Raw genomic sequence first — 21,750 nt, 5'->3', positions numbered from 1 at the left:
GGATAGTGCAACGCGTTTTTTCTTCAAATCGATTTACTCTTTCCAGCCGTATTCCCAAAGAAGTTTGATGGGGTGCAGCGTTTTGCGTCCCGTCAGATGTTCAATCTGCATCGCACAAGCGGCACATTCCGTCAAAACAATATCCGGATTGACCTGCTCAATCTTCTTTTTCAAGGATTCACCAATGGCTTCGGACAATTTTGCCTTCTGACTCTGCATTCCGGCCGTTCCCGCCAGCCCGCAGCAGCCCCCATTCAGATTGACAACCTTCAACCCCAACCGGTCCAGCAAATCCACTGTATCCGACGGCTGACGCAGCGCCTGCAGATGGCAAGGGGCGTGGTAAGCATATCGAACCGTCCGGCAGGCATCCGACAGCGGTATCAGCCCCCACCCGCGATGCTCCAGAATCCGTCGGATATAGCCCATCAGCTCCCATGTCTGGTCAGCCAGCAGCGATGATTCCTGCGTTTGGATAAGATATTTCATCTCCTCTTTTAGACACAGGGCCGCGCTGGGCTCTGAACAAACCACTTCATATCCTTTTTGAACCAGCGGGACAAACTGTTTCAGATTGTATTCCAAATCCCGGCGGGCGGTGCGGAGATTACCGTACACATACGCCGGCAGCGGCGCAGGCCGTTGCAAAGGAACCTCCACCTGCACACCCAGTTTCTCCAGAACCCCCACAACCGCAAATCCGAGGGAATGGTCATTCCAGTTGGCAAAACTGTCCACAAAATAGGCCGCTTTTTCCGTGAAAGCCGCCGAAACAGCTGGCCTGCGAAACCGCTGTGCTTTCCGAATAAAACTTCCTCTCTCAAACTTCGGAAAAGCCCGATGCCGGTCCAACCCAAGTGTTTTTTCCATCAGAAGACGGCTCAGCGGTATCTGAAGAATCCAATTGCTCAGCGGGGCGAAAGCGGCCGCCAACGAGCTGACAAGACGATTGCGTGAAAGCACGGTCTGGGCCGCCGAAAATCCGAGCTTGCGGGCAAGCTGCGCCCTTGCCTCGATTACCAGTTTCGATACATCCACCCCCGCCGGACACTGAACCGAACACATCTTGCAGTTCACGCAAAGAGACAAAACCTCCCGCAGCCCCTGTGCCTCATAGGTCCCGACTTCCGGAGGAAGGGCCGCCGCAGACCGCAGCAGATTGGCCTTGGCTCGGCTGGATGCCAGCTCTTCATTGACCGCTCGAAAAACCGGACACATCCTCGCCCCTTCCGTACGAGCCAGGCAGACCCCGCAGCCGCTGCATTGTTCGGCCTCAAATCGAAACTCTTCCGGCCCCAGCAGCAAAGCGGTCTTCCCTTCCAAATCTCCTCCCGGAAGACGCAAATGGCGAACCATCACATCGGGGTCCTCATTCAGAATCTTGCCGGGGTTCAAAATCCCCTCCGGGTCAAAAATCCGCTTGACGCCCTTGAGCAGTTCATAGTAGGCATCCCCGTATTGCCGTCGAATAAAGGCCGCCCGCACCAGACCGTCCGCATGCTCTCCGCTCACAGAGCCCCCCATTGACCAGGCCAGTTCGAAAACCTCCTCGGCCATCGCCCGCATCTGCCGAACCCCCTCTTCCCTCGACAAATCGATGTACGGGCGAATATGCACTCCGCCGTCGCCGGCATGCCCGTAATAGGCCATCGTAATTCCGTATTGGCGGCCGATTTTCTCCAATCCGGCGATGTATTCATCCAGCCGCACAGGGTCCACCGACACATCTTCAATAAACGGTATCGGATGAGCCGGTCCTTTTTGCCGATTCAGCAGCGGTACCGCATCCTTCCGGGCCTTCCAAAGACGCTGCTGTCTGCTCTCCTCCAGAACATTCTCCGCCCGAACGGCCAAATCCGCAACTGAAAGACGCACCCGCTGGAGCTTCTCATGCACCTCGTTTTCATCGGTTCCGGTCATTTCCACCAGCAAGGCGGCTGCGCACCCTTCCGGCAGCACATCGCGGTATTTCGGATAGGCCTGACGCGCCATCGTCATCAGCCCCTGGTCCATCAATTCACAGGCCGCCGGACCGCATCGCAAAATCAGAGGAATCGCACGGGCCATCGTCTCAAAAGACGGAAACTCCAGCTGAACCAGCCCCTTGCATCGGGGAACGGGAACCGTCCGGAGTGTAATTTCCGTAAAGACAGCCAACGTCCCCTCCGAACCGGCCGTCAGACGGGCCAAGTCCACAACTCCATCGTGAACAATTCCATCGATGGCATACCCGCTTCGGTTTCTCTCTGTTTTGCGCCGAGCCGCTCGAATCACGGATTCCTTCCCCGAAAGCAGCGCAAAACACTGTCCGGCGATTTTCGATTCCGGCCCGTTGTCTTCATTGGGCTTTACTCCGTTGACCAGCTCAACGACAGTCCCATCGGCCAGGACAGCCCGAACCCGCTGGACCCAGCGGTCAAAATGGCCGTAAACCAAGGAATGCGCCCCCGTGGCATTGTTAGCCAGACACCCCCCGATGACGGCACGATTCGAGCTGGAAGGGTCCGGCCCAATCATCCGCCCATAGGGCGCTAAAAAACGATTCAGGTCATCCAGAACCACCCCCGGCTGAACCGTCACTTGCTCTCCGTCTTCGCTCACAGACAAAATTCGGTCCATATACCGGCGGACATCTATGACGATGCCGTCCGTCAAAGATTCTCCCGCCACACCGCTGCCGGCCCCCCTTGCCGCCACAGACAGTCCCTTCTCTCGGGCGTACTGGATAACCCGGCGGATATCCTCCTCATCCCGAACAGATACCACACATTGCGGAAAGATTTGGTAAATACTCGCATCCGTGCTGAATGCAACTCGATTGTAAATATCGATATGGACATCTCCCTTTACAAGAGCAGCCAGCTGGGACCCGATTGTTTCCGGCTTTAGTTTCAATATCAAAAACTCCGTTTTGAGTTGATTCCGCGATTTTGGACACAAGAATACTTTTTTCTAACTTTCTTTTCAATCTTAATACACCCTGCAAAACAGGCCTGCTCGTTCATTTTTTTCACACAAACAGGAAATTTTTGCCGCAATTCGGATACAAAAAGCCCCAAAGCCCTGTTGCCCAGCAACTCTATCTCTATATTCTGTAATGTTTTACGAAATCAGATACGGCATAGGGTTGTGTTGGCATATAAATTGCTCTGCTTTCTATAAAACTTTTTTGGAACGGAGAATGTATCGCTATGACACAAACAGCAGGGATTGCAAATATTTTGACTGCACCGATTGAACCGTCCGCGCGTACGACCTCAACAGAAGCACCTTTAAGTGAAACGGCATCCAGGAAAAAGACGCAGCAGCACTCTGAATCAGCCAGCCTCACGCACGAATCCAATCCCTCGCCGTCCTTCACAGCCGGAGAAGCTTCTGACAATTCTTTTTTGAAGGTTTTAAACAGCAAACTCGGTAAAAAACAAACGAATTCCCAAATTTCAAAAAAACCCAACAAACAAGACGATGGGCAGAACGAATCGCCAGCAGAGGCACTTCTTGCAAAACTGAGTGAAGCACTGCCGCTCCCGGAAAAAGGTTTATTCAAAAATCCGGGACGGCCGATCCTCCTAAACAGCATTCAAACTCCCGAAAAAAATCTATCTTTCTTGCCCAGTTCGCCCAAATCCACACTTAAACCTTCTTTGGAGGCAACATCAGTTCCCAATCACCTGAATACCTCGGTTGAAAGACCGCCGCTGAAACCCACCCCCGCTTTCCAGCCAAACAATATATCCAAAGTCAAAAATGAATCGGCCGCAACAGATGTCGTCTCAGCTCACTCGTCCGCCGGACAAAAAGTTAGTTCTGATTCAAAAGGAAGTTCTGCGTCTCCGGAACATCCTGCAGTATCTGTCAATAAACAAAATCTTATCATTCAAAACCCTCCAAAAGAGCCTTCGGCCCCCGCCCCCAATCTGCCGCCGAAGCCGCTGCTTACGATACCGGGACACCAGCCTGCGGTTTCCGGAAAACTTAATGAATCAGAGAGTGAAGCGGCGGCGGAAATTTCCCTGGACAAAGCAAAGGTGAAACGCTCGCTAAACCTTTCCGGGGCATTTGACTCAACCCCCAATCAGGAATCAAAAGACAAAAATCCCCTCAGTACAGATTTGTTTAACCCCGTTTCTGTCTCGAGCCGCCTCCCGCAGAATACAGAAGCCGGCCTAACAACCCGCTCCGGAACCGCGGTCTCGGAGTCCGTAAAAGTTTCTGCGGAACCGGACACCCCCCTTTCCGCATCCCAGCAGGTTCTCCGAAACCTTCAAACCGCCGTACAAAATAATGTACAAACCATCCAAATCGCCCTTTCCCCGGAGGGATTAGGGATCGTTCGAATAAAATTTGACAAAATCGGCGACGAAATAACCGGTTTGCTCGAGGTGCAGAAAGAACAAACCCGCCAGGAAATCGAAAAATCTCTGCCCAACATCCTGGCTTCTCTGGAAAGTCAGGGCATTTCCATTCGGAAAATTGAAGTCAGCCAAATGCCCAATTCGGAACACAAACACACCCACTCCGACGGTCCCTCCGACTGGAACCTGCGATATGAAATGCAGGAGGAACGGTATCGGCGACCTCAAAGCCCGGATGGAGCGTCCATGAAGGCCTCCGCCACGGAAATTTCGGCAACTCCCGACACCCAAACAAGTTATCCAATACACCCTGATTCAGAAAATCTGAATCTCTTTATTTAAAGACATATATTATCGTCAAAAAAGGGGGGCTCTTTAATTTTTTTGTGATTTTTTCCTTAAGTTTTTTAAGTTTTTCCCGAGAATAATAATATGATGAATCCAATAGACCCGGTACAATTTGACATCAATCCGCCGGTTACCCCATCCGGAGACCGGAAACCTGCCGCTTTGGATTCATCCAAACCATCCAAAACAGACCGGTCTGTTCGTTTGGAGTTGAGAACCGATTACCATCCTTTTGTCCAAAAGGCCCTCCGCAGCCTGCAGACATCTGATTCCGCCGTCCTCGAGGCCAAAAAGGCCCTCGAACAAGGGGAAATAGACAGCCCCCAGGCCGCCCGTGCTGCTGCACAGGCCATTCTTCGTTTCGGCATATAAATTCCTCTGTTCTGCTTTCCAAATCCCAGTCTGAAGAATCATTTTGGCTCTGAAAATCTGTCTTTTATTTTTTTGAAATACTTCAACGTCCGATAAAAATCGGATAAGCCGCTTCTTTTCCCCAAAACAAAAGTTTTTTTCGGAACTTACTTTATAGGTCTAAAGAACCCTAAAAAGTTTCCGATAATACCTTTGTCAGAAGTGAAAAATTGAACTCTTTATAGGAGATTGTCAGAGCCTAAACTCATAACTGGTAAGGAGAAGTACCCATGTTGGCAATTAAAAACAACCTAATGGCGGAAGGCGCGGCTCGACACCTGGGAAGGAGTTACGATGCCCTCGCTCGCTCCGTCGAACGTCTTTCCTCCGGCCTGCGGATCAACAGTGCCAAGGATGATGCGGCCGGCCTGGCTGTCCGGGAGTTGATGCGGGCGGACATCGCCGTCATCAAACAGGGGTCACGAAACGCCATGGATGCCATCAGCATGCTCCAGACAATGGAAGGAGCCATGGGGTCCATCGATGCCGTTCTTATCCGGATGAAAGAGCTGGCCGAGCAGGCCGCCACCGGTTCCTATTCCGCCCAGCAGCGGAATATTATGAACAATGAGTTTCAGCAGATGATGGCGGAAATTGACCGAATTGCCAACACCACCAACTTCAACAGCATCAATATGCTGAATGATTCGGCGGCAATCCGGATTCATTTTGGAGAAAATTCCTATATCGATGTCAATTCGGTCGATGTACGAGCTTCCGCCTTGTTCGGCAATTCCGCCGTTTCCATCGCCGGCGCCACAGGAGCCAGCGCCCAGGCCGCTTTGGCGATAGTAACCGCCGCTATTGAAATCAAAGACAGTGCACGAGCCAGCTTCGGATATATGATGAACCGTCTGGAAAGCACCAATGAGGTGCTCAACATCCAGGCGGAAAATCTGATGGCAGCCGAATCCCGAATCTCCGATGTGGATGTGGCCACGGAAATGGCGGCTCTGACCCGCAACCAGGTGCTGGCGCAAGCCGGTGTGGCGATGCTGGCCCAGGCAAATACAATGCCCCAGATGGCATTGACACTGCTGCGCGGATAATATGGGAGCTTCTTACCATGATGAGCGGCCGACAGGGTTTTTGATCCGGACCCTGTCGGCCGGCATGGTCCCCCGACAATCCGCTTCAGGCTCACCCAAATACTGATGGAGGTATCTCATGAGCATCGCAGAAATCTATCAGGAAACCGCCGTAGCAACCCAGAACAAAGGACGTCTGATTGTCCTGCTCTATGAAGGAGCCATTCGATTTCTGACACAGGCTCGCACAGCCATCGAGAACGGAAACTGCACGCAAAAAACGACCGCGATAGCAAAAGCCCGCGACATCATCTTTGAGCTCAACCAATCTCTCAATATCGAACAGGGCGGCACGCTGGCGCAAAACCTCCGCGGGCTTTACAATTTTCTCTGGCGGTATATCGGACAGGCCGGCATTCAGAACAATGTCGAAATGATTGACAAAAGCATACACATTCTTGAAGACCTCGCCTCGGCATGGCGAAAAGTCTGCTCCTGACAGTCACTCTTTGCCTCTGGAACACTTCGACCTGAAAACCGGATAATCATTTATCCGGTTTTTTCTTGCGCTGATCTGCCGAAAAAGCCGGATTGACCCATGTCCCCAAATCGGATATAAACAGGCCGTATATCTGTTCGGAAGGACAAAAAAATGACAAAGCGAATGATTGGGCTGGCTGTTTGCCTGCTCGGAATGGGATTCGGATTCTCCGCCTGCCGTTCAGCTTGGGTTGCAAAGCGGCCTGCCTGCGGTCCAGAGCAGCTCTTTGATTTTCGGGAAATCACCCTTTCCAACGGTCTGAAGGTAATTACACTCGAAGATTTTTCCTCGCCGATTGTCACGGTCCAGGTCTGGTATCACGTCGGCTCCAAAGATGAGGACCCCGCTCGTCAGGGATTTGCCCATATGTTTGAACATATGATGTTCAAGGGCACAGACCGCGTCGGTCCCTCCGAGCATTTCGAACTGCTCAAGCGGGTCGGAGCCCGCACAAACGGCTACACCAGTTTTGACAAAACTGTTTACCTGCAGACACTTCCTGCCGACCAGATTGAGCTGGCCCTCTGGCTGGAGGCGGAACGAATGGCCTTTCTGAAAATCGATCAGGATGCTGTGGACACGGAGCGGAAAGTTGTCGAAGAAGAACTGCGCATGCGGGAAAATGAACCCTACGGCAATGTCTATAAAAAAGTAGCCGCCGCCCTTTTCAGGGAACATCCTTACCGCTGGGTTCCCATCGGCAATCTCGCCCATCTGCGGGCGGCAAGCGCCGCAGAAATGCGGGAATTCTGGAGCCGATATTATGTGCCGAATAATGCCGTCCTGCTGATTGTCGGGGCTGTAAAACACGCTGATGCCCAGCGGCTGGCGCAGCGCTATTTCGGCTGGATTCAGAAGCGTCCGGAACCGCCCAAAGTCGCCGTTCGCGAACCCCAGCCGGAAGGTCCCCGCGAACTGGTCATTCCGGATGAAATCGCCCCGGCCCCGCTGGCAGGCATCGTCTGGCGAACCGTTCCCCTCGGCCATCCCGATGAGGTGCCGCTGGATTTTCTGGCCGCTATACTTGGAGAAGGCCGCAGCAGCCGCCTTTACCGTCAGCTGGTTGCCGAAACCCAAACCGCCGTCCACGTAACCGCCTGGACGTACAATCTGGAACACGACGGGGTCTTTGTCGCCGGCGGAATGCTTCAGGAAAACGGCGACCCTAATCAGGTCCTCAACGTCATCCGGACCGAACTGGCCCGCATCGCCGCCGAAGGCGTCCGTCCGGAAGAACTCGAAAAAGCCCGCAATAACGCCTTAAAAAAAGCCGTCGTGGAAAACCTGACCATCGAGAGTAAAGCGGAACTGCTCGGCACCGCCTCCATGATCCTCGGCGATACGTCTAAAGCCAACGATATTTTTCGTCGGATACAGACCGTCACAGAGGGAGATATTCGCCGGGTTGCGAAAACCTATCTGACGGAATCCCGCCGGCTGACCGTCCGCGTTCTGCAGAATCCTGTCGGCCAAAAAGAGGATGAAACCGCTCCCCTGACGGCCCTGCGGGAGGACGTGTCTCCGCCTCCCGGACGTCCCGGCGAAAAGCGTCCGCCGTCGTTTCCCAAGAAACCGCCCATCAAATCGATTCAGCCGGCCCGACTGAGCCCGCATTACGCCGAACAGATTCTCGATAACGGCCTGAAAATCCTGGTGGTGCCCAATCACGAAGTGCCTTTTTTAAGCATTATGCTGGGGCTGCCCTATGGAAGCTGGTGTGAAAGCAAGCCGGCTGCAGCTTCGATGGCGTTTGCCATGCTCCCCAAGGGGACTGCTCATTATACCGAAGCACAACTGGCCGAAGAACTCGAACGCCGCGCGATTGCCTTAAGCGGTCAGGCCTCTCTGGATGACGGTATTGTCTCCATGAACTGCCTGGCCGAACAGGCCCAAGAGGCGGTGCGGCTCCTGGCGGAAGTGGTTCAATATCCCGCTTTCGACCCCAGTGAATTTGAAAAGCTTCGCCGACAGCAAACCGCGTCTCTGTCCGTACAGGAACAATCCCCCGACTACCAGGCGGACCGACAGCTCCGAAAAGAACTCTTTGCCGGCCATCCGTACGCACGGACACCGGAAGGAGAAACCAAAGACCTAAACCGACTGAGTCCGGCGGATTTGGCCGCTTTTTGGGAACAGTTTGCCCGACCGGAAAAAGCTGTTCTGATTTTTGCCGGAGACATTCAGCCCGAACGGGCATTCACCCTGGCGAAAACATATCTGGGAGACTGGAAAAATCCCCGTCCTCTTCCGGACATCGCCCTGTCTCCTGTCCCGCCGATGTCATCCCGACGGCTTTGTCTGGTGGATATGCCTGGCAGCTCCCAGGCCCAAATCCGAATCGGCCAGCTCGGTCTGACCCGGCACGATCAGCCGGAGTATTTTCTGAGCCGGATTGTCGGCGGCTATTTCGGCGGTTCCTTCAACAGCCGCCTGAATCGTGTGGTCCGCGTCGAAAAAGGGCTCACCTACGGCATCTGGAGCACCTATCTGGCCTTCCATCAGGCCGGGATGTTTACCATTCAGACGTTCACAAGAAATGATTCAGTCCCGCAAACCATTCAAACCATCTTTGAGCTGATTGAGGACCTTCAAACCCGCCCGCCGACCCCTGCCGAACTGGAAGACACCAAAACCTATATTGCCGGGACCTTTCTGCTGCGAAGAGAAACACCGCAGCAGATTGCCGAGGACCTGTGGCTGATGGAGTCGCAAAACCTCGGACGGGATTATCTGGACCGCCTGTTCGAAACCATTCGGACCGCCACGGCGGAGGATTGCCTGGCTCTGGCGCAAAAGACGCTTCAGCCCGACAAAATGGTCATCATCGTTGCCGGAGATGCCCGCATTCTGAAACCGTCCCTTGAACCGATTGCTCCTTTGAGCTGCACCGGTCAGCCGGACGAACCGCCTTCACCTTAAGCGGCCGGAACAATCGGATTATTCAAACTCCTCGTCCGGCTCTTCAATGTCCTCGGCATCTTCCAGCGGCTCCATCTCGACATCCTCGTCGAAGGCGTCCACTTCTTCGTCTTCCAGGACCTCCTCGTCCTCGTACTCGCTTTCCCGCTCAATATCAATCGGACGGCGCCGAATAAAACTCGGTCCGTTCTCCTTTTCCTTCTGACGGGCATATTCCAGACTGTACCGGGTCCATGGAATCGCATCCAGCCGCTCCTTCTCAATCGGAATCCCCAGCCCCTCACAAATCCCGAAAGTGCCGTCTTCAATCCGGTTCAGCGCCTGCTGGATTTCGTGCAGGGTCCGTTTGGCTTCCTCCATCAACTCGAGCGTAAACTCCTGTTCGAAATTGTCTGTTCCGATATCCGCCAGATGAACCGGCATGCTCGAAATCTCTCCCCCGTCCTGAAACATATTCTGCTCAATGCTTTGCAGGTCCGCCAGGACTTCCTTCTGCTTTTCCAGCAGCAGCTGTTTATAGCGCTCCAGCTCGCGTTCGCTCAGTTTTTTGGCTTTCTTTTTTCCCATAGCGTCCTTCCTCAATTGGCTCAAACAGCAGGTCTGTCAGCCCTTGTCAGTCTCAATGTTTTCGGCCTTTCAGGGCCTTGGCCTTCAAAAAGAAACGGGGGGAAATTATAGAATGTTCCCCGCAATTCGCAACTGGTTTTATAAAAAAACTTCTCCATTTCCACATGTTTGGTTCGACCGGCTCATTGTCTCCCGAGTAAGTCCACTTTCGGACACTCTGGATGATTTTTTCAAATTTTTTCTTGCCCCCCTCCTGAAGGGGGATAAAATTTCTCCGATAAAAAGGGAATCGAATCGAAACAGAAAGTATATCTCTTTTCCAGGAGAGTACGGGAATGCTCAATCTTGTACCGTCGCGGATGTTTTTAACAAAAGGGGTCGGCCGGCACAAATACCGCCTGAAATCCTTTGAAGAAGCCCTTCGGGATGCAGGCGTAGCTCAGCAGAACCTCGTGCAGGTTTCCTCGATTTTGCCTCCCTACTGCCGGATTATCAGCCGAAACGAAGGGCTCAAACTCCTCGTCCCCGGAGCCATCAGCTTCTGCGTCCTGGCTCGCTGCGATACCAATGAGCACGGCCGACTGATTGCCTCCTCCGTCGGCGTCGCCGTCCCCAAGCAAAAGAGCAACTGGGGCTACTTAAGCGAAGTGCACGGCCACGGAATGAACAAACGCGAAGCGGAAGATATGGCCGAAGACCTGGCAGCCGGCATGCTCGGAACCACGCTCGGTTATGAAGTCGATCCCGACAAGGCCTGGTCAGAAAAAGAGCAAGCCTACAAATCCAGCGGCCTGTTCATTAAAACAACCAATATCACGCAGACCGCCCGGGGTGTCAAAGACCTTTGGACAACTACGGTCGCCATCGCGGTCTTTCTTTTCGACTAAAAAACGAATAAGGATGTCAAAAATCAGGGATTTTTGGGCAGCCGTCCAAAAATCCCTTTTTCCTTGTCGGGAGACCCAAAAATGACAAATGGTTTCTCCTTTGGTGATTTTGAATCGCGCTATACCGATTTCCGGACCGCCCAAATCGTCATTCTGCCGGTTCCTTATGACCAGACAAGTACCTGGATAAAGGGGGCTGACAAAGGACCTGAAGCGATATTGAAAGCGTCAAAAAATCTGGAGTTTTATGACATCCTGACCGACTCGGAGGTCTTTCGCAAAGGTATCGCCACGGATGCCCCTGTTCAGGGTTGTCCCACTCCCGATGAAATGGTCGAACAGGTTCGCCGAAGAATGCTCGGATATTTTCAAAAAAGCAAATTCCCGGTTCTTTTGGGCGGGGAACATTCCGTCAGCATCGGGGCCTTTCAGGCCGCCGCTCAATCGTTCTCCAATCTGACCGTTCTGCAGCTGGATGCCCACGCCGACACCCGCGAAGAATACGAAGGGTCTATCTACAATCACGCCTGTGTCATGGCTCGAGCCAGGCAGCTTTGCCCCATCGTTCAGGCAGGCATCCGGAGCATGGACTCATGTGAAAAACCGGCTTTGGACAAAACCAGAGTCTTCTTTGCTCATCAAATCGCGGCCGACCCCCAGCGGCGCTGGATGGACGCCCTGCTTTCTTTGCTGACGGAGAATGTCTATCTGACCATCGACCTGGATGTCTTTGACCCGTCCCTGATGCCCGCTACCGGCACTCCCGAACCCGGCGGATTGGGATGGTACGAGGTCATTTCATTAATCGAACAGCTCTGCGAAAACCGGAATGTAATCGGGATGGATGTCGTTGAGCTTTGTCCGCGAGACCATCTATGGGCTTGCGAGTTTCTGGCCGCCAAGCTGATTTATCAAACGCTCAGCTTCCGCTTTAGGGATTAGACGCCGCCGGCTCTTCTTCTCCGGCAGTCCATAAACTCAAATACGAATGCCAATCCGTCCACTGCCGCTCAAGCAGTTCGATTCGCTCCGGACTGAGCCGAAGAGTTTCCGACAAAGAAGGTTCTGAGAGGATATCCGACCGTCCGTTCTCAAAAACCTGATAAATCAGTTTATCCGTCTGGTCAATCTGACCGTCTTCATTTAAATCATACCACCACGGATTCTCCTTCGAACGGTCCGGCCCAATAGACCAAGCCAGAGCAACCGGACGTCCGGTACTCTTCTGTGCGGCCTGCGGCTGACTAAATCGGACAACCAATTCATACGAAGCCGCTTCCTCCGGAAGACGGACATACAGATGTTCAACTGTATCTACCGGACTGTCGCAGGCATCCACCAAACTCTTCTCCGCCTGATTCGGGTCAATCCTCCACAACTCCAGCCGCAAATCCCCATCCTCTTCCGGCAAAGGCCGAAACGGAAACCGGTCCTCAAAAGCACGATTCCAAACGGCCGTGGCGGTCAAGAAAATATCCTGTCCCGCTGGAACGGAAATCGAATAAACCGCCTCCGGACGGTCCGCATCCAAAATCGGATTGTCCCAGCCCTTCAAGCCCCCCTCTTCCGGACGGGCGCCTTCCGTTAAAAGTGCATAGGCCTCTTTGGCATCCAAAAGGCCGGCTCCCTGCAGCCAATCCAGCGGCACAACAACATCATCTTCCCGCCCGGGCCGTCCCTTATGCCACCACGGCAGTTTTTGCGCTGAGGTCATGAAAACTGCCCGCAGAACGCAGTTGCGGGTTTCCGGGCGGATTCGTTCCGCCAGTGCCGGAGTTTGAGAAATTTTCTGGACCAGCAGGGCCGCCGCCCCGGAAACCAGCGGGGTGGCCAGACTGGAGTAATCGCCGGCGATTTCGTAGGTTAAGGCATCATATGCGGACGGCACGAGGGCTCGCCCCGGCGCCACAAGGTCCGGCTTGCTGCGGCCGTCCGCCGTGGGGCCGAAACTGGAAACCTGCCGATGCGGCATTGAGAAAAACCGCAAACTCGGTGTGCCGTCCGGCTCGACCTGGGATGGAACGACCCCCACCGCCAGAACATTCGCCCCGCCTGCCGGATACAAAATCCGGTCGGAAACCCGAAGACCGTTTCCCGCCGAAGCCACTACCAATACCCCCGTCTTATGGGCCAGCCGCTCAATCCCCCGCGTCCACCAATCTTCGTAAAAATCCCCCAAACTGAGCGTGAGCACATCGGCCGAAAACGGTTTGCCGCCGAAGACCGTTAAGCTCACAAACCGCCAAAACTCAAAAACCTCCACCGTCGCATCCGGACAGACGCCTTTGTAAACAAAAGGACCCGTCAGAGGATGAGTTCCCTGAAAATCCAGACCGATTAAAATCCCGCCGACAGCCGTTTCGTGCGGCGAAAGACCGTACAATCCATCCGAGCCGTCTTCAAAAAAGACACGGCCCCCGCGCAGACTCGCATGCGCCATATTCAATCGATAATCATCCTGGGGCAGTCCGTTCACATACATCATAGACCGACAGACTGCGGCAAGGGTGACATCCAACCCTGTCAGATTCGGCTCGGCCTCCTGCAGCTGGCGGATTCCGCAGGAAGACAGCGAGATCGGCTGGAGAGAAACACTTGACAATCCTTCCGACGCATACGCTGAAAAAAACCACCCCAATATAAAGAGGATGCACAAACTCATCGAATGTTGGTTTTTTCCGGACATCCTTTTCCCGAAACCCTTATTGAAACCACGAGCCATAGACAACCTGCCATTTTACCACAATCGACACCAAAACCGCAACAGGTTCATTCTTTCCATCTTCGACACACTACATCCGATAATATCGGCTCCTGTTCCCAAATTCCGAGAAATTCTTGCCTTGTAATTGTTCCTTTGGTATAGTTGCGTCCGATAGAAAACAAAGAGTGAATGCATTGTCCCTGACTGAAAAAGGGGTCCGATGAAAGTACTGCTGAACGAAACCCAGATAAACGAAATACTGGATGCCCTCAGTCAAGATATTATCTCTGACCTCGGCACCGATAACAATCTGGTCATCATCGGCATTCGAAGCCGCGGAGAAATCCTCGCTCAGCGTCTTCAGAATCGCTTAAGCGAGCGGCTCGGCAAGGAAATCCCCCGCGGAACACTGGATATCACCCTTTACCGGGATGACATTCACGACCCTCAGAAGGCCGTTTCTTCGCAGGTTCGGACCACAGAAATTCCCTTTGACATCCACCAGACGACCATTCTTCTGGTGGATGATGTTCTTCATACCGGACGTTCCGTTCGGGCAGCAATGGATGCGCTGACGGATTTGGGCCGCCCCAAGGCCATTCGGCTGGCGGTTCTGATTGACCGCGGCATTCGGGAACTGCCGATTCGGGCTGATTACATCGGCTTTCGCGCGGAGGTCAGCCCGCAGGAACGGGTTCGAGTTCTCTTAAAAGAAACCGATCAAATTGAGCAGGTAATAGTCGAGTAATTCTGTGACGCAGACAACGAAAACGGACTTTCAGTGGCGGCGAAAGCACCTCATCGGCTTGCGGGAGCTCAGCCGAAAAGAAATCGAATTTATCCTGGATACCGCCCGCGGTTTTGAAGAATTCAGCACCCGCTCCATCAAAAAAGCCCCGGCTCTGCGCGGCAAAGTCGTGGTCAACATGTTTTTCGAAGACAGCACGCGTACTCGAAACAGTTTTACCCTCGCCGCCAGCCGGCTCAGCGCTGACGTGATCGAATTCACCAAGACCTCCAGTTCCGTCAACAAAGGCGAAACCCTGATTGACACCGCCCGCAATCTGGAGGCCATGGGGGTTGATATTGTGGTCATTCGGCACGGTGCAGGCGGTGCAGCGCATCTGCTCAGCCGCTCGATTAAGGCCTGTGTCATCAACGCCGGCGACGGATTCCACGAACATCCGACCCAGGCCCTGCTGGATGCCTATACCATCCGCCAAATCAAAGGAACCCTCGAAGGCCTGAAAATCGGGATTGTCGGCGATATTGCTCATTCCCGGGTCGCCCGCAGCAATATCCATGCCCTGACGAAACTGGGAGCGGAGGTCATTCTGGTCGGCCCTCCGACCCTGATGCCCGCTCAGGTGCAGAATCTGCCCGTTCAGGTCTCCTACAGTCTGGACGCCGTCATCGACAAGCTTGATGTCATCAACATGCTCCGCATCCAGTTCGAGAGGCTCGGCGGAAATCTCTTTCCCACCGTGCGGGAATATTCCCACTTTTACGGCCTGACCGTTGAGCGGCTCAAAAAAGCCAAACCGGATATCCTGGTCATGCATCCGGGCCCTCTCAACCGCGGGCTGGAAATCGAATCGGAAGTAGCCGACGGCCCCAACAGCGTCATTCTGCGTCAGGTCTCCAACGGTCTGGCGATTCGAATGGCCGTGCTGTTCCTGGTCAACCAGGCGGCCGTCCTCGAAGCAAAGGATTCTCTGCCATGAAAGAAACCGCACCTTCCATTCTGATTCGAAACGGACGCCTCATTGACCCGGCCAACGGCGTGGATCAAACCGCCGACCTGCTTGTCGCCGACGGCAAAGTCAGTCAAATCGGACGCCTTCCCGCCAAAGCCGACATTATCATTGATGCCTCCGGCAAAATAGTCTCCCCCGGTCTGATTGACCTGCACGTGCACTTTCGCGAACCGGGCGACGAGGAAGAAGAAACCATCGCCTCCGGCTCCGCCGCCGCCGTAGCAGGCGGATTTACCTCCGTCGTCTGCATGCCCAACACCAGTCCTCCTATCGACAATGCCACCAGCGTTGAGTTTGTTCATCGAATGGGACGACAGGCCCGAAAAACCTTCATCTATGTAATGGGCACACTCACCAAAGGTCGAGCCGGAGAGGAATTGTCCGAAATGGGGCTGATGGCCCAGGCCGGTGCCATCGGCTTCACCGACGACGGCAGCGGGGTTCAAAATACGGCCGTGATGCTCCGGGCCCTCAAATATGCCTCGATGTTCAACCGGGTGGTGGCCCAGCATTGCCAGGATGATTCTCTCGCCCGGGGAGGCGTAATGAATGCCGGCTACAATGCCACTCTGCTCGGACTTCCGGGGATGGACCCGCTGGCTGAAGAAATGATGCTCTGGCGGGATATTCAGCTGGTCAAAAAAACCAAGACCCGCTATCACGCCCAGCACATCTCCACCGCCGGCTCCGTGCAGCTGATTCGTCAGGCCAAACAGGAAGGCCTGCCCGTTACCTGCGAGGTGACACCGCATCATCTGCTGCTGACGGAAGAGCTCCTGAAAGACTATGATACAAACTATAAAGTCAATCCGCCGCTGAGAACCCTGGCCGATGTGGAAGCTCTGCGCAGAGCCATTCAGGAGGGGCTCGTTGACGCACTGGCTACAGACCATGCCCCCCATCTGAAAAGCGAAAAGGAACTCGAATTTCTGGCGGCACCTTTCGGCATCGCCTCGCTCGAGTGCGCCCTGCCTTTGTACCGCAAGGCCCTCATCGACCCGGGTGTCATTGACTGGCCCCAGCTGCTGGCCATGCTCACCTATCGGCCCGCTCGAATTCTGAACATCAGCAAAGGCACCCTCGGTGTCGGCGACCGGGCGGATATTACCATCATTGACCCGGATGCCGAATGGACGATTGACCCCAACCGTTTCTTCTCCAAAAGCCACAACTGTCCCTATGCCGGCTGGACAGTGAAAGGCAAAGTACTCTATACCATCGTAGCCGGCGAAATCCGCTATTGTGCCGAAGGATATGCCCCTTGCCCCTGCTGATTGACGGCTACAACCTGCTGCGGGTCATTCAGCGTCAGGAAACGATGGCGGGTCTGGACGAAGCCGGTCTGATTCGCATCCTGACCGAATACCTCCGCCGCACCCGCAATCGCGGTCAGATTATTTTCGACGGCATCGGTCCTCCGGACAAAACAGGACTGGCCGGCTTCAGCAATATTGAGGTGCTCTTCTCCGGCTCCTTTCGGGACGCCGACACCCTCATCGAAGAAAAAATCCAGACCTGCACGGCCCCCCGCTCACTGGTCGTCATCAGCAGCGACCTTCGTTTGGTGGCTGCGGCAAAACGCCGAAAAGCCGCCGCGGTCCGCTCGGAAACATTTTGGGATATGGTCGGCAAACTTCTCGAGAAAGAACCGCCCCGCCCCGAACCCAAAGAAAAACGGCAGGGTATCAGCCGGGCCGAAACCCAGCAGTGGCTCGATTTGTTCAACCTCGATTCGTAAGAGATTTTTCAGCTGAAATAGGCCTTCAGGACATACTGCTGCATCATCCGCTGGGTATTAAAGAACGACCCATTCAGGGCGATGGCGTGCAGCATCACCTTGCGGAACTGAAGCGGCGTTTTGTAATAAACATACAAGACTTTCTCCAGTTTTTCATAAAGTGATTCTGCATCTTTTTGACGGTCCCCCGGCACTTCAGCCTGCCGATGATTCTCCCCGATTGCCCAGCCCGTCACCCCTTCAATACATCCTTCAATCCACCACCCGTCCAGCACACTCAAAGAAGGCACTCCGTTTAAGGCGGCCTTCATTCCGCTGGTGCCCGAGGCCTCCAGCGGCGGCTGGGGCGTGTTCAGCCAGACATCCACTCCTGATGTAATCAGCCGCCCCATGGCCATATCGTAATTGGACAGATACGCCGTCCGCACTTCCGGCATCAGCTCCCCGCGGGCGGCAAAAATCCGGCGAATCAGCTCCTTGCCCTCAAAATCATTCGGGTGGGCCTTGCCGGCAAAAATGATTTGCAGCCGTCCGCCCTTGCGGCACAGCGATTTCAGCCGGTGCTGATCGCTGAAAATCAAATCCGCACGCTTATAACTGGTTGCCCGCCGCGCAAACCCCAGCGTCAGCGTTTCCGCATCCATGCCGGCATTGGTTTCCCGATTCACAAAAGACACCAGCCGCCGTTTGTTCTGAAGATGCGCTTCCCATGCCTCCTCCGAAGGAACACTCAACGCATACCTCAGGCTGAAATTGTCTTCCCGCCAGCCCGGAATGTATTTATCGAACAATTCTGCAAACGGCTCCGAAGTCCACCGAGCCGCATGAACCCCGTTGGTAATCGCATCAATCTCATACCCCCCAAACATATGGCGAGAGACCTCCCCGTGCTTTTTGGCCACGCCGTTGACATAATGGCTCAGATTCAGCGCCAGATACGTCATATTCAGCATATCCCCGCAGCAGAAAACATTGTTCAGCGAAAACGCTTCCTGCTGACCGAGCACCTGCCGGACCAAATCCATCGGGAACTGGTCGTGCCCGGCCGCCACCGGCGTGTGCGTCGTAAACACACACTGCCGACGCACGGCGGCAATATCTTCCTCGCTGATTGTCTGTCCGTTCCGTTTCCGCTTCTGCTCCTCCAGCAGCTCCAGCGTTAAAAGACTGGCATGTCCTTCATTCATATGGAAACGCTCGAGCTGCTCATACCCGAGAGCCCGCAGCATCCGCACCCCTCCGATGCCCAGCACAATCTCCTGACAAAGCCGATACCGCTTGTCTTTCCCGTACAGATAATCCGTCAGCTCCCGGTCCTGCGGCGCGTTGGCTTCCAAATCGGTATCCAGGAAATAAACCGGCACAATATACCCGCTGATTCCCCTGGCTTGATATTTCCAGCAGCGAATCTGAACCGTTCGCCCTTCAATCACCACACTCACTCGGGGCGGCATCTCTTCCAAAAAATCCTCGACGTTCCAAATGACCGGTTCCTCAATCTGCCGGCCGTCCTCCGTCAATTTTTGGAAAAAATAGCCCTTTCGGTGTACCAGGGAAACCGCCGCCATCGGCACTTCGGCATCCGCCGCCGCCAGGATGGTATCTCCGGCCAGCACGCCTAAGCCGCCGCTGTAAGTCGGCATCGCTTCTTCAATCCCGATTTCCATGGAAAAATAGGCAATCTTTCGGTCCTGAATCAAGGGAACCTCCTTACTCGATCTTTTTGCCGTTCGGGTCTTTACTTGCATGCACTCGGAGCTGTTCGCCCATCATCCTACTGACGGCTGTTTGTCGCGTCAAACCCCATAAAAGAATTTTTTTTCGAACAGCCGAAAGACCTTGACGGGGGAAGATGCAATTCTTATATTGACAAGGAAGTTTATCGGATTCATTCGGAGCAGGTTTGCACGGAACCGTCCGAGAGAGGGGAAACCGGTCAAATCTGCTTGCTGAAGAAAAGCGAGGGAACGTATGCTGGATAAAATCGGTTCTGCCGCCGGACAAATCTGGAAAATGCTCGCCGCCGCCAAGGCCCCTGTCAATATCACAGATATTCCCAAGCGGACCAAGCTGCCTGCGCAGATTGCCTTTCAGGGACTCGGCTGGCTGGCTCGAGAAGGAAAACTCGAATACCAGCAAAAGGGACGCTCCATCTATGTCGCCCTTTGCTCGGCAGAATACGTCAGCTGAGCTTTAAACCCTTTTTCTTTTCGAAAACCTTTTTGCGGCGTTCAGAAGGCATCCCAGAGAGTTTACCTATGCCTTTTAAAGCCGTTTTGGCGTTTGTTTCCCTGCTCTTGCTCTCACCAAAAGAAAACTTGACTTCTTTCGCTTCCTGAGTACACTGCCCCTTTTTTCAACCTGAGAATCCGGAGAATTAAGGAAAGTTATGTGGTCTCCTGAACAAATACGAAATGTGGCTATTATTGCCCATGTGGACCATGGGAAAACGACGCTGGTGGACCAGCTGCTCTACCAGTCCGGGATGTTCCGCGAAAGCGAACTGGACAAACTGGCTGGCGGCCAGCATGGGCTGATTATGGACTCCAACCCGCTCGAGCGGGAACGCGGCATTACCATCTTCAGCAAAAACTGCGCTATCGAATATACAGACCCGGAAGGACGAGAATACAAAATCAACATCATGGATACCCCCGGGCACGCCGATTTCGGCGGGGAAGTCGAGCGGGTGCTGAAAATGGCCGACGGGGTTCTGCTGCTGGTGGACGCCTTCGACGGCCCGATGCCGCAGACCCGATTTGTTCTCTCCAAAGCCCTGAGCCACAAACTCAAACCCATCGTTGTCATCAACAAAGTGGACCGCCCCGATGCCCGGCCGAACGATGTGCTCAATGAAGTGTTTGATTTGTTCGTCTCGCTGAATGCAGACAATGAGGCTCTTGATTTCCCTGTTCTCTATGCCTCCGCCCGATACGGCTGGGCTGTCAGAGAGCTCGACCAGCCCCGGCAGAACATGGAACCGATTTTTCAGACCATTATTGACCAGGTCCCCGCTCCCAAAGCCGATGCCGAAGCGCCCCTCCAGATGCTCGTAACCTCCGTAGATTATTCGGAGTATGTCGGGCGTATCGCTATCGGCCGTCTCTTCGCCGGCCGTGTCGCTCAGGCCGGCATGGTTACGGTTATCGACAACGAAGGCAGACATACCCAGCAGAAAGTCGTTCAGCTTTATACGTTCAGCGGCCTCGGAAAAAAGCCGTGTATGGAAGTCAGCGCCGGGGATATCTGCGCCATTGCCGGGCTGGACCCGGTCGAAATCGGCAACACCATCGCCTGCCCGGATCGCCCCTCCGCCCTGCCGGTTATTGCCGTCGATGAACCCACGATGCATATGACCTTCCGCATCAACGACGGCCCCTTTGCCGGACGCGAAGGCAAATACGTGACGACACGACACCTCAAAGAGCGCCTGGAGAAGGAACTGCAGACGAATGTCGCCCTGCGCGTTGAACCCGGCGAAACCCCCGACGAATTTAAAGTCTCCGGACGCGGCCTGATGCATCTGGGCATCCTCCTGGAGAATATGAGACGGGAAGGGTATGAACTGTGCGTCGGAAAGCCCGAAGTCATCATCCGTGTCATCGACGGCATCCATCAGGAACCAATGGAGCAGCTGTTTATCGACTGCCCGATTGACTGCCAAAATGCCGTCATGGCCCTGCTGGGTGAACGCCGGGCCGAACTGCTGACCGTGGAAGGAAAAACCGGCACCAGCGATTATATTCAGATGCGTTTTAAGATTCCTTCCCGCGGGCTTTTCGGACTCCACCCGCGTTTGATGACCGCCACACAGGGACGGGCCTCTGTGCATCACAGCTTTGACGGTTATGAGCCGATGCGGGGGGCCATTCCGCAGCGGCAGGCCGGCGTGATGATTGCCACAGAGCCCGGCACAGTAACCGCCTATGCCCTCGACGCTCTTTTTGACCGCGGCACCTTCTTTGTCAAACCCGGCGACCAGGTCTATGAAGGCCAGATTGTCGGCGAACACTGCAAAGACAACGACATCCCGGTCAACCCGACCAAAACCAAAAATCTGACCAACATCCGCGCTTCCTCCAAAGACGATGCCGCGCGGGTCAAACCTCCGCGGATTCTCTCGCTCGAGGCCGCCCTCGAATACATTCAGGACGATGAACTCGTGGAAATCACACCGGCCGCCATTCGTCTGCGCAAACGTCTGCTGAAAGAAGCCGACCGCCGACGCTACGCACGAAAAAAGTAAACACGTTTCCTTCTTTCTGAAACCGACTGTTTTTCTTTCCCGCAGAGCAGCATCAATTGAACCAACAAAAAAAGCCCTGTCGAAACCGACAGGGCTTTGATAGACCAACAGTTGATACCGTAAGCAGCGAGGATCGCCTGACTTATTCACGGTCGTTGAAAAAGGCATAATTGCCCCGACCGAGTCTAAGTTATCCCTTAGAAAGGAGGTGATCCAGCCGCAGGTTCCCCTACGGCTACCTTGTTACGA

17 protein-coding genes are annotated in these 21,750 nt (G+C 54.3%); 13 read left to right on the top strand and 4 right to left on the bottom strand.

All coding sequences use genetic code 11. The annotated features are described in order from the left end of the window. Positions 1-33 precede the first annotated feature (33 nt). Positions 34-2,895 (bottom strand): FAD-linked oxidase C-terminal domain-containing protein, encoded by a 2,862-nt coding sequence (locus WHS88_11390; GenBank protein ID MEJ5260781.1) that lies wholly within the window; start codon positions 2,893-2,895, stop codon positions 34-36. A 296-nt stretch (positions 2,896-3,191) separates the two neighbouring features. Here WHS88_11390 and WHS88_11385 point away from each other — a divergent pair, with 296 nt between their 5' ends. The 5 genes from WHS88_11385 (at position 3,192) to WHS88_11365 (ending at position 9,602) form a co-directional block, all read left to right on the top strand. Beyond that, positions 3,192-4,697, top strand: a complete 1,506-nt coding sequence (locus WHS88_11385; GenBank protein MEJ5260780.1) for a flagellar hook-length control protein FliK — start codon at positions 3,192-3,194, stop codon at positions 4,695-4,697. Positions 4,698-4,787: 90 nt separating this feature from the next. Continuing rightward, the gene (locus tag WHS88_11380; protein MEJ5260779.1) at positions 4,788-5,075 is read left to right on the top strand and encodes a hypothetical protein; all 288 of its coding nucleotides are present in this window, start codon (positions 4,788-4,790) and stop codon (positions 5,073-5,075) included. Positions 5,076-5,344: 269 nt separating this feature from the next. Next, positions 5,345-6,163 (top strand): flagellin, encoded by an 819-nt coding sequence (locus WHS88_11375; GenBank protein ID MEJ5260778.1) that lies wholly within the window; start codon positions 5,345-5,347, stop codon positions 6,161-6,163. Between the two features lie 118 nt (positions 6,164-6,281). Beyond that, entirely contained in the window at positions 6,282-6,641 is a 360-nt protein-coding gene (gene fliS / locus WHS88_11370; GenBank protein ID MEJ5260777.1) for a flagellar export chaperone FliS, read from the top strand. A 153-nt stretch (positions 6,642-6,794) separates the two neighbouring features. Beyond that, positions 6,795-9,602: a pitrilysin family protein gene (locus WHS88_11365; protein ID MEJ5260776.1), complete on the top strand. Its 2,808-nt coding sequence runs from the start codon at positions 6,795-6,797 to the stop codon at positions 9,600-9,602. A gap of 18 nt (positions 9,603-9,620) precedes the next feature. On the opposite strand, the gene WHS88_11360 is transcribed toward WHS88_11365, so the two are convergent. Continuing rightward, positions 9,621-10,169, bottom strand: a complete 549-nt coding sequence (locus tag WHS88_11360; GenBank protein ID MEJ5260775.1) for a hypothetical protein — start codon at positions 10,167-10,169, stop codon at positions 9,621-9,623. A gap of 335 nt (positions 10,170-10,504) precedes the next feature. On the opposite strand from WHS88_11360, the gene WHS88_11355 reads away from it, so the two are divergent. Both WHS88_11355 and speB read left to right on the top strand, forming a co-directional pair. Then, a complete protein-coding gene (locus WHS88_11355; protein MEJ5260774.1) occupies positions 10,505-11,056 on the top strand; it encodes an arginine decarboxylase, pyruvoyl-dependent in 552 nt (183 codons plus the stop codon). Between the two features lie 81 nt (positions 11,057-11,137). Next, positions 11,138-11,998 (top strand): agmatinase, encoded by an 861-nt coding sequence (speB, locus tag WHS88_11350; GenBank protein ID MEJ5260773.1) that lies wholly within the window; start codon positions 11,138-11,140, stop codon positions 11,996-11,998. Here the strand turns inward: speB and WHS88_11345 are convergent. Beyond that, a complete protein-coding gene (locus WHS88_11345; protein MEJ5260772.1) occupies positions 11,988-13,718 on the bottom strand; it encodes a S8 family serine peptidase in 1,731 nt (576 codons plus the stop codon). The genes speB and WHS88_11345 overlap by 11 nt on opposite strands. Positions 13,719-13,980: 262 nt before the next feature. Here WHS88_11345 and pyrR point away from each other — a divergent pair, with 262 nt between their 5' ends. The 4 genes from pyrR to WHS88_11325 are packed head-to-tail and all read left to right on the top strand — an operon-like array spanning position 13,981 to position 17,255. Then, positions 13,981-14,508 (top strand): bifunctional pyr operon transcriptional regulator/uracil phosphoribosyltransferase PyrR, encoded by a 528-nt coding sequence (gene pyrR, locus WHS88_11340; GenBank protein ID MEJ5260771.1) that lies wholly within the window; start codon positions 13,981-13,983, stop codon positions 14,506-14,508. A gap of 4 nt (positions 14,509-14,512) precedes the next feature. Next, the gene (locus tag WHS88_11335) at positions 14,513-15,484 is read left to right on the top strand and encodes an aspartate carbamoyltransferase catalytic subunit (GenBank protein MEJ5260770.1); all 972 of its coding nucleotides are present in this window, start codon (positions 14,513-14,515) and stop codon (positions 15,482-15,484) included. Continuing rightward, the gene (locus tag WHS88_11330) at positions 15,481-16,791 is read left to right on the top strand and encodes a dihydroorotase (protein MEJ5260769.1); all 1,311 of its coding nucleotides are present in this window, start codon (positions 15,481-15,483) and stop codon (positions 16,789-16,791) included. The genes WHS88_11335 and WHS88_11330 overlap by 4 nt, the downstream gene beginning before the upstream one ends. Beyond that, positions 16,779-17,255: an NYN domain-containing protein gene (locus tag WHS88_11325; GenBank protein ID MEJ5260768.1), complete on the top strand. Its 477-nt coding sequence runs from the start codon at positions 16,779-16,781 to the stop codon at positions 17,253-17,255. Before WHS88_11330 ends, WHS88_11325 begins: the two co-directional genes overlap by 13 nt. A gap of 8 nt (positions 17,256-17,263) precedes the next feature. Here the strand turns inward: WHS88_11325 and glgP are convergent, their stop codons facing one another. Next, a complete protein-coding gene (gene glgP, locus WHS88_11320) occupies positions 17,264-18,955 on the bottom strand; it encodes an alpha-glucan family phosphorylase (GenBank protein MEJ5260767.1) in 1,692 nt (563 codons plus the stop codon). Positions 18,956-19,226: 271 nt separating this feature from the next. On the opposite strand from glgP, the gene WHS88_11315 reads away from it, so the two are divergent. Together WHS88_11315 and typA are read left to right on the top strand one after the other, a co-directional pair. Beyond that, positions 19,227-19,445: a winged helix-turn-helix domain-containing protein gene (locus WHS88_11315; protein ID MEJ5260766.1), complete on the top strand. Its 219-nt coding sequence runs from the start codon at positions 19,227-19,229 to the stop codon at positions 19,443-19,445. A gap of 199 nt (positions 19,446-19,644) precedes the next feature. Continuing rightward, positions 19,645-21,501, top strand: coding sequence for a translational GTPase TypA (typA, locus tag WHS88_11310; GenBank protein ID MEJ5260765.1), 1,857 nt, complete (start codon positions 19,645-19,647; stop codon positions 21,499-21,501). Positions 21,502-21,750 lie beyond the last annotated feature (249 nt).

The organism is Anaerohalosphaeraceae bacterium, assembly GCA_037479115.1.
Classification (GTDB): Bacteria; Planctomycetota; Phycisphaerae; order Sedimentisphaerales; family Anaerohalosphaeraceae; genus JAHDQI01.
This window is presented reverse-complemented; position numbering and strand designations above follow the sequence as displayed.

Bases quoted from the DNA above. Each gene is read 5' to 3' on its own strand.
- WHS88_11380 (MEJ5260779.1), top strand. From the start codon at position 4,788: ATGATGAATCCAATAGACCCGGTACAATTTGACATCAATCCGCCGGTT.
- fliS (MEJ5260777.1), top strand. From the start codon at position 6,282: ATGAGCATCGCAGAAATCTATCAGGAAACCGCCGTAGCAACCCAGAAC.
- WHS88_11330 (MEJ5260769.1), top strand. From the start codon at position 15,481: ATGAAAGAAACCGCACCTTCCATTCTGATTCGAAACGGACGCCTCATT.
- pyrR (MEJ5260771.1), top strand. From the start codon at position 13,981: ATGAAAGTACTGCTGAACGAAACCCAGATAAACGAAATACTGGATGCC.
- WHS88_11345 (MEJ5260772.1), bottom strand. From the start codon at position 13,718: ATGAGTTTGTGCATCCTCTTTATATTGGGGTGGTTTTTTTCAGCGTAT.
- WHS88_11315 (MEJ5260766.1), top strand. From the start codon at position 19,227: ATGCTGGATAAAATCGGTTCTGCCGCCGGACAAATCTGGAAAATGCTC.
- typA (MEJ5260765.1), top strand. From the start codon at position 19,645: ATGTGGTCTCCTGAACAAATACGAAATGTGGCTATTATTGCCCATGTG.
- WHS88_11365 (MEJ5260776.1), top strand. From the start codon at position 6,795: ATGACAAAGCGAATGATTGGGCTGGCTGTTTGCCTGCTCGGAATGGGA.
- WHS88_11360 (MEJ5260775.1), bottom strand. From the start codon at position 10,169: ATGGGAAAAAAGAAAGCCAAAAAACTGAGCGAACGCGAGCTGGAGCGC.
- speB (MEJ5260773.1), top strand. From the start codon at position 11,138: ATGACAAATGGTTTCTCCTTTGGTGATTTTGAATCGCGCTATACCGAT.
- WHS88_11375 (MEJ5260778.1), top strand. From the start codon at position 5,345: ATGTTGGCAATTAAAAACAACCTAATGGCGGAAGGCGCGGCTCGACAC.
- WHS88_11355 (MEJ5260774.1), top strand. From the start codon at position 10,505: ATGCTCAATCTTGTACCGTCGCGGATGTTTTTAACAAAAGGGGTCGGC.
- WHS88_11385 (MEJ5260780.1), top strand. From the start codon at position 3,192: ATGACACAAACAGCAGGGATTGCAAATATTTTGACTGCACCGATTGAA.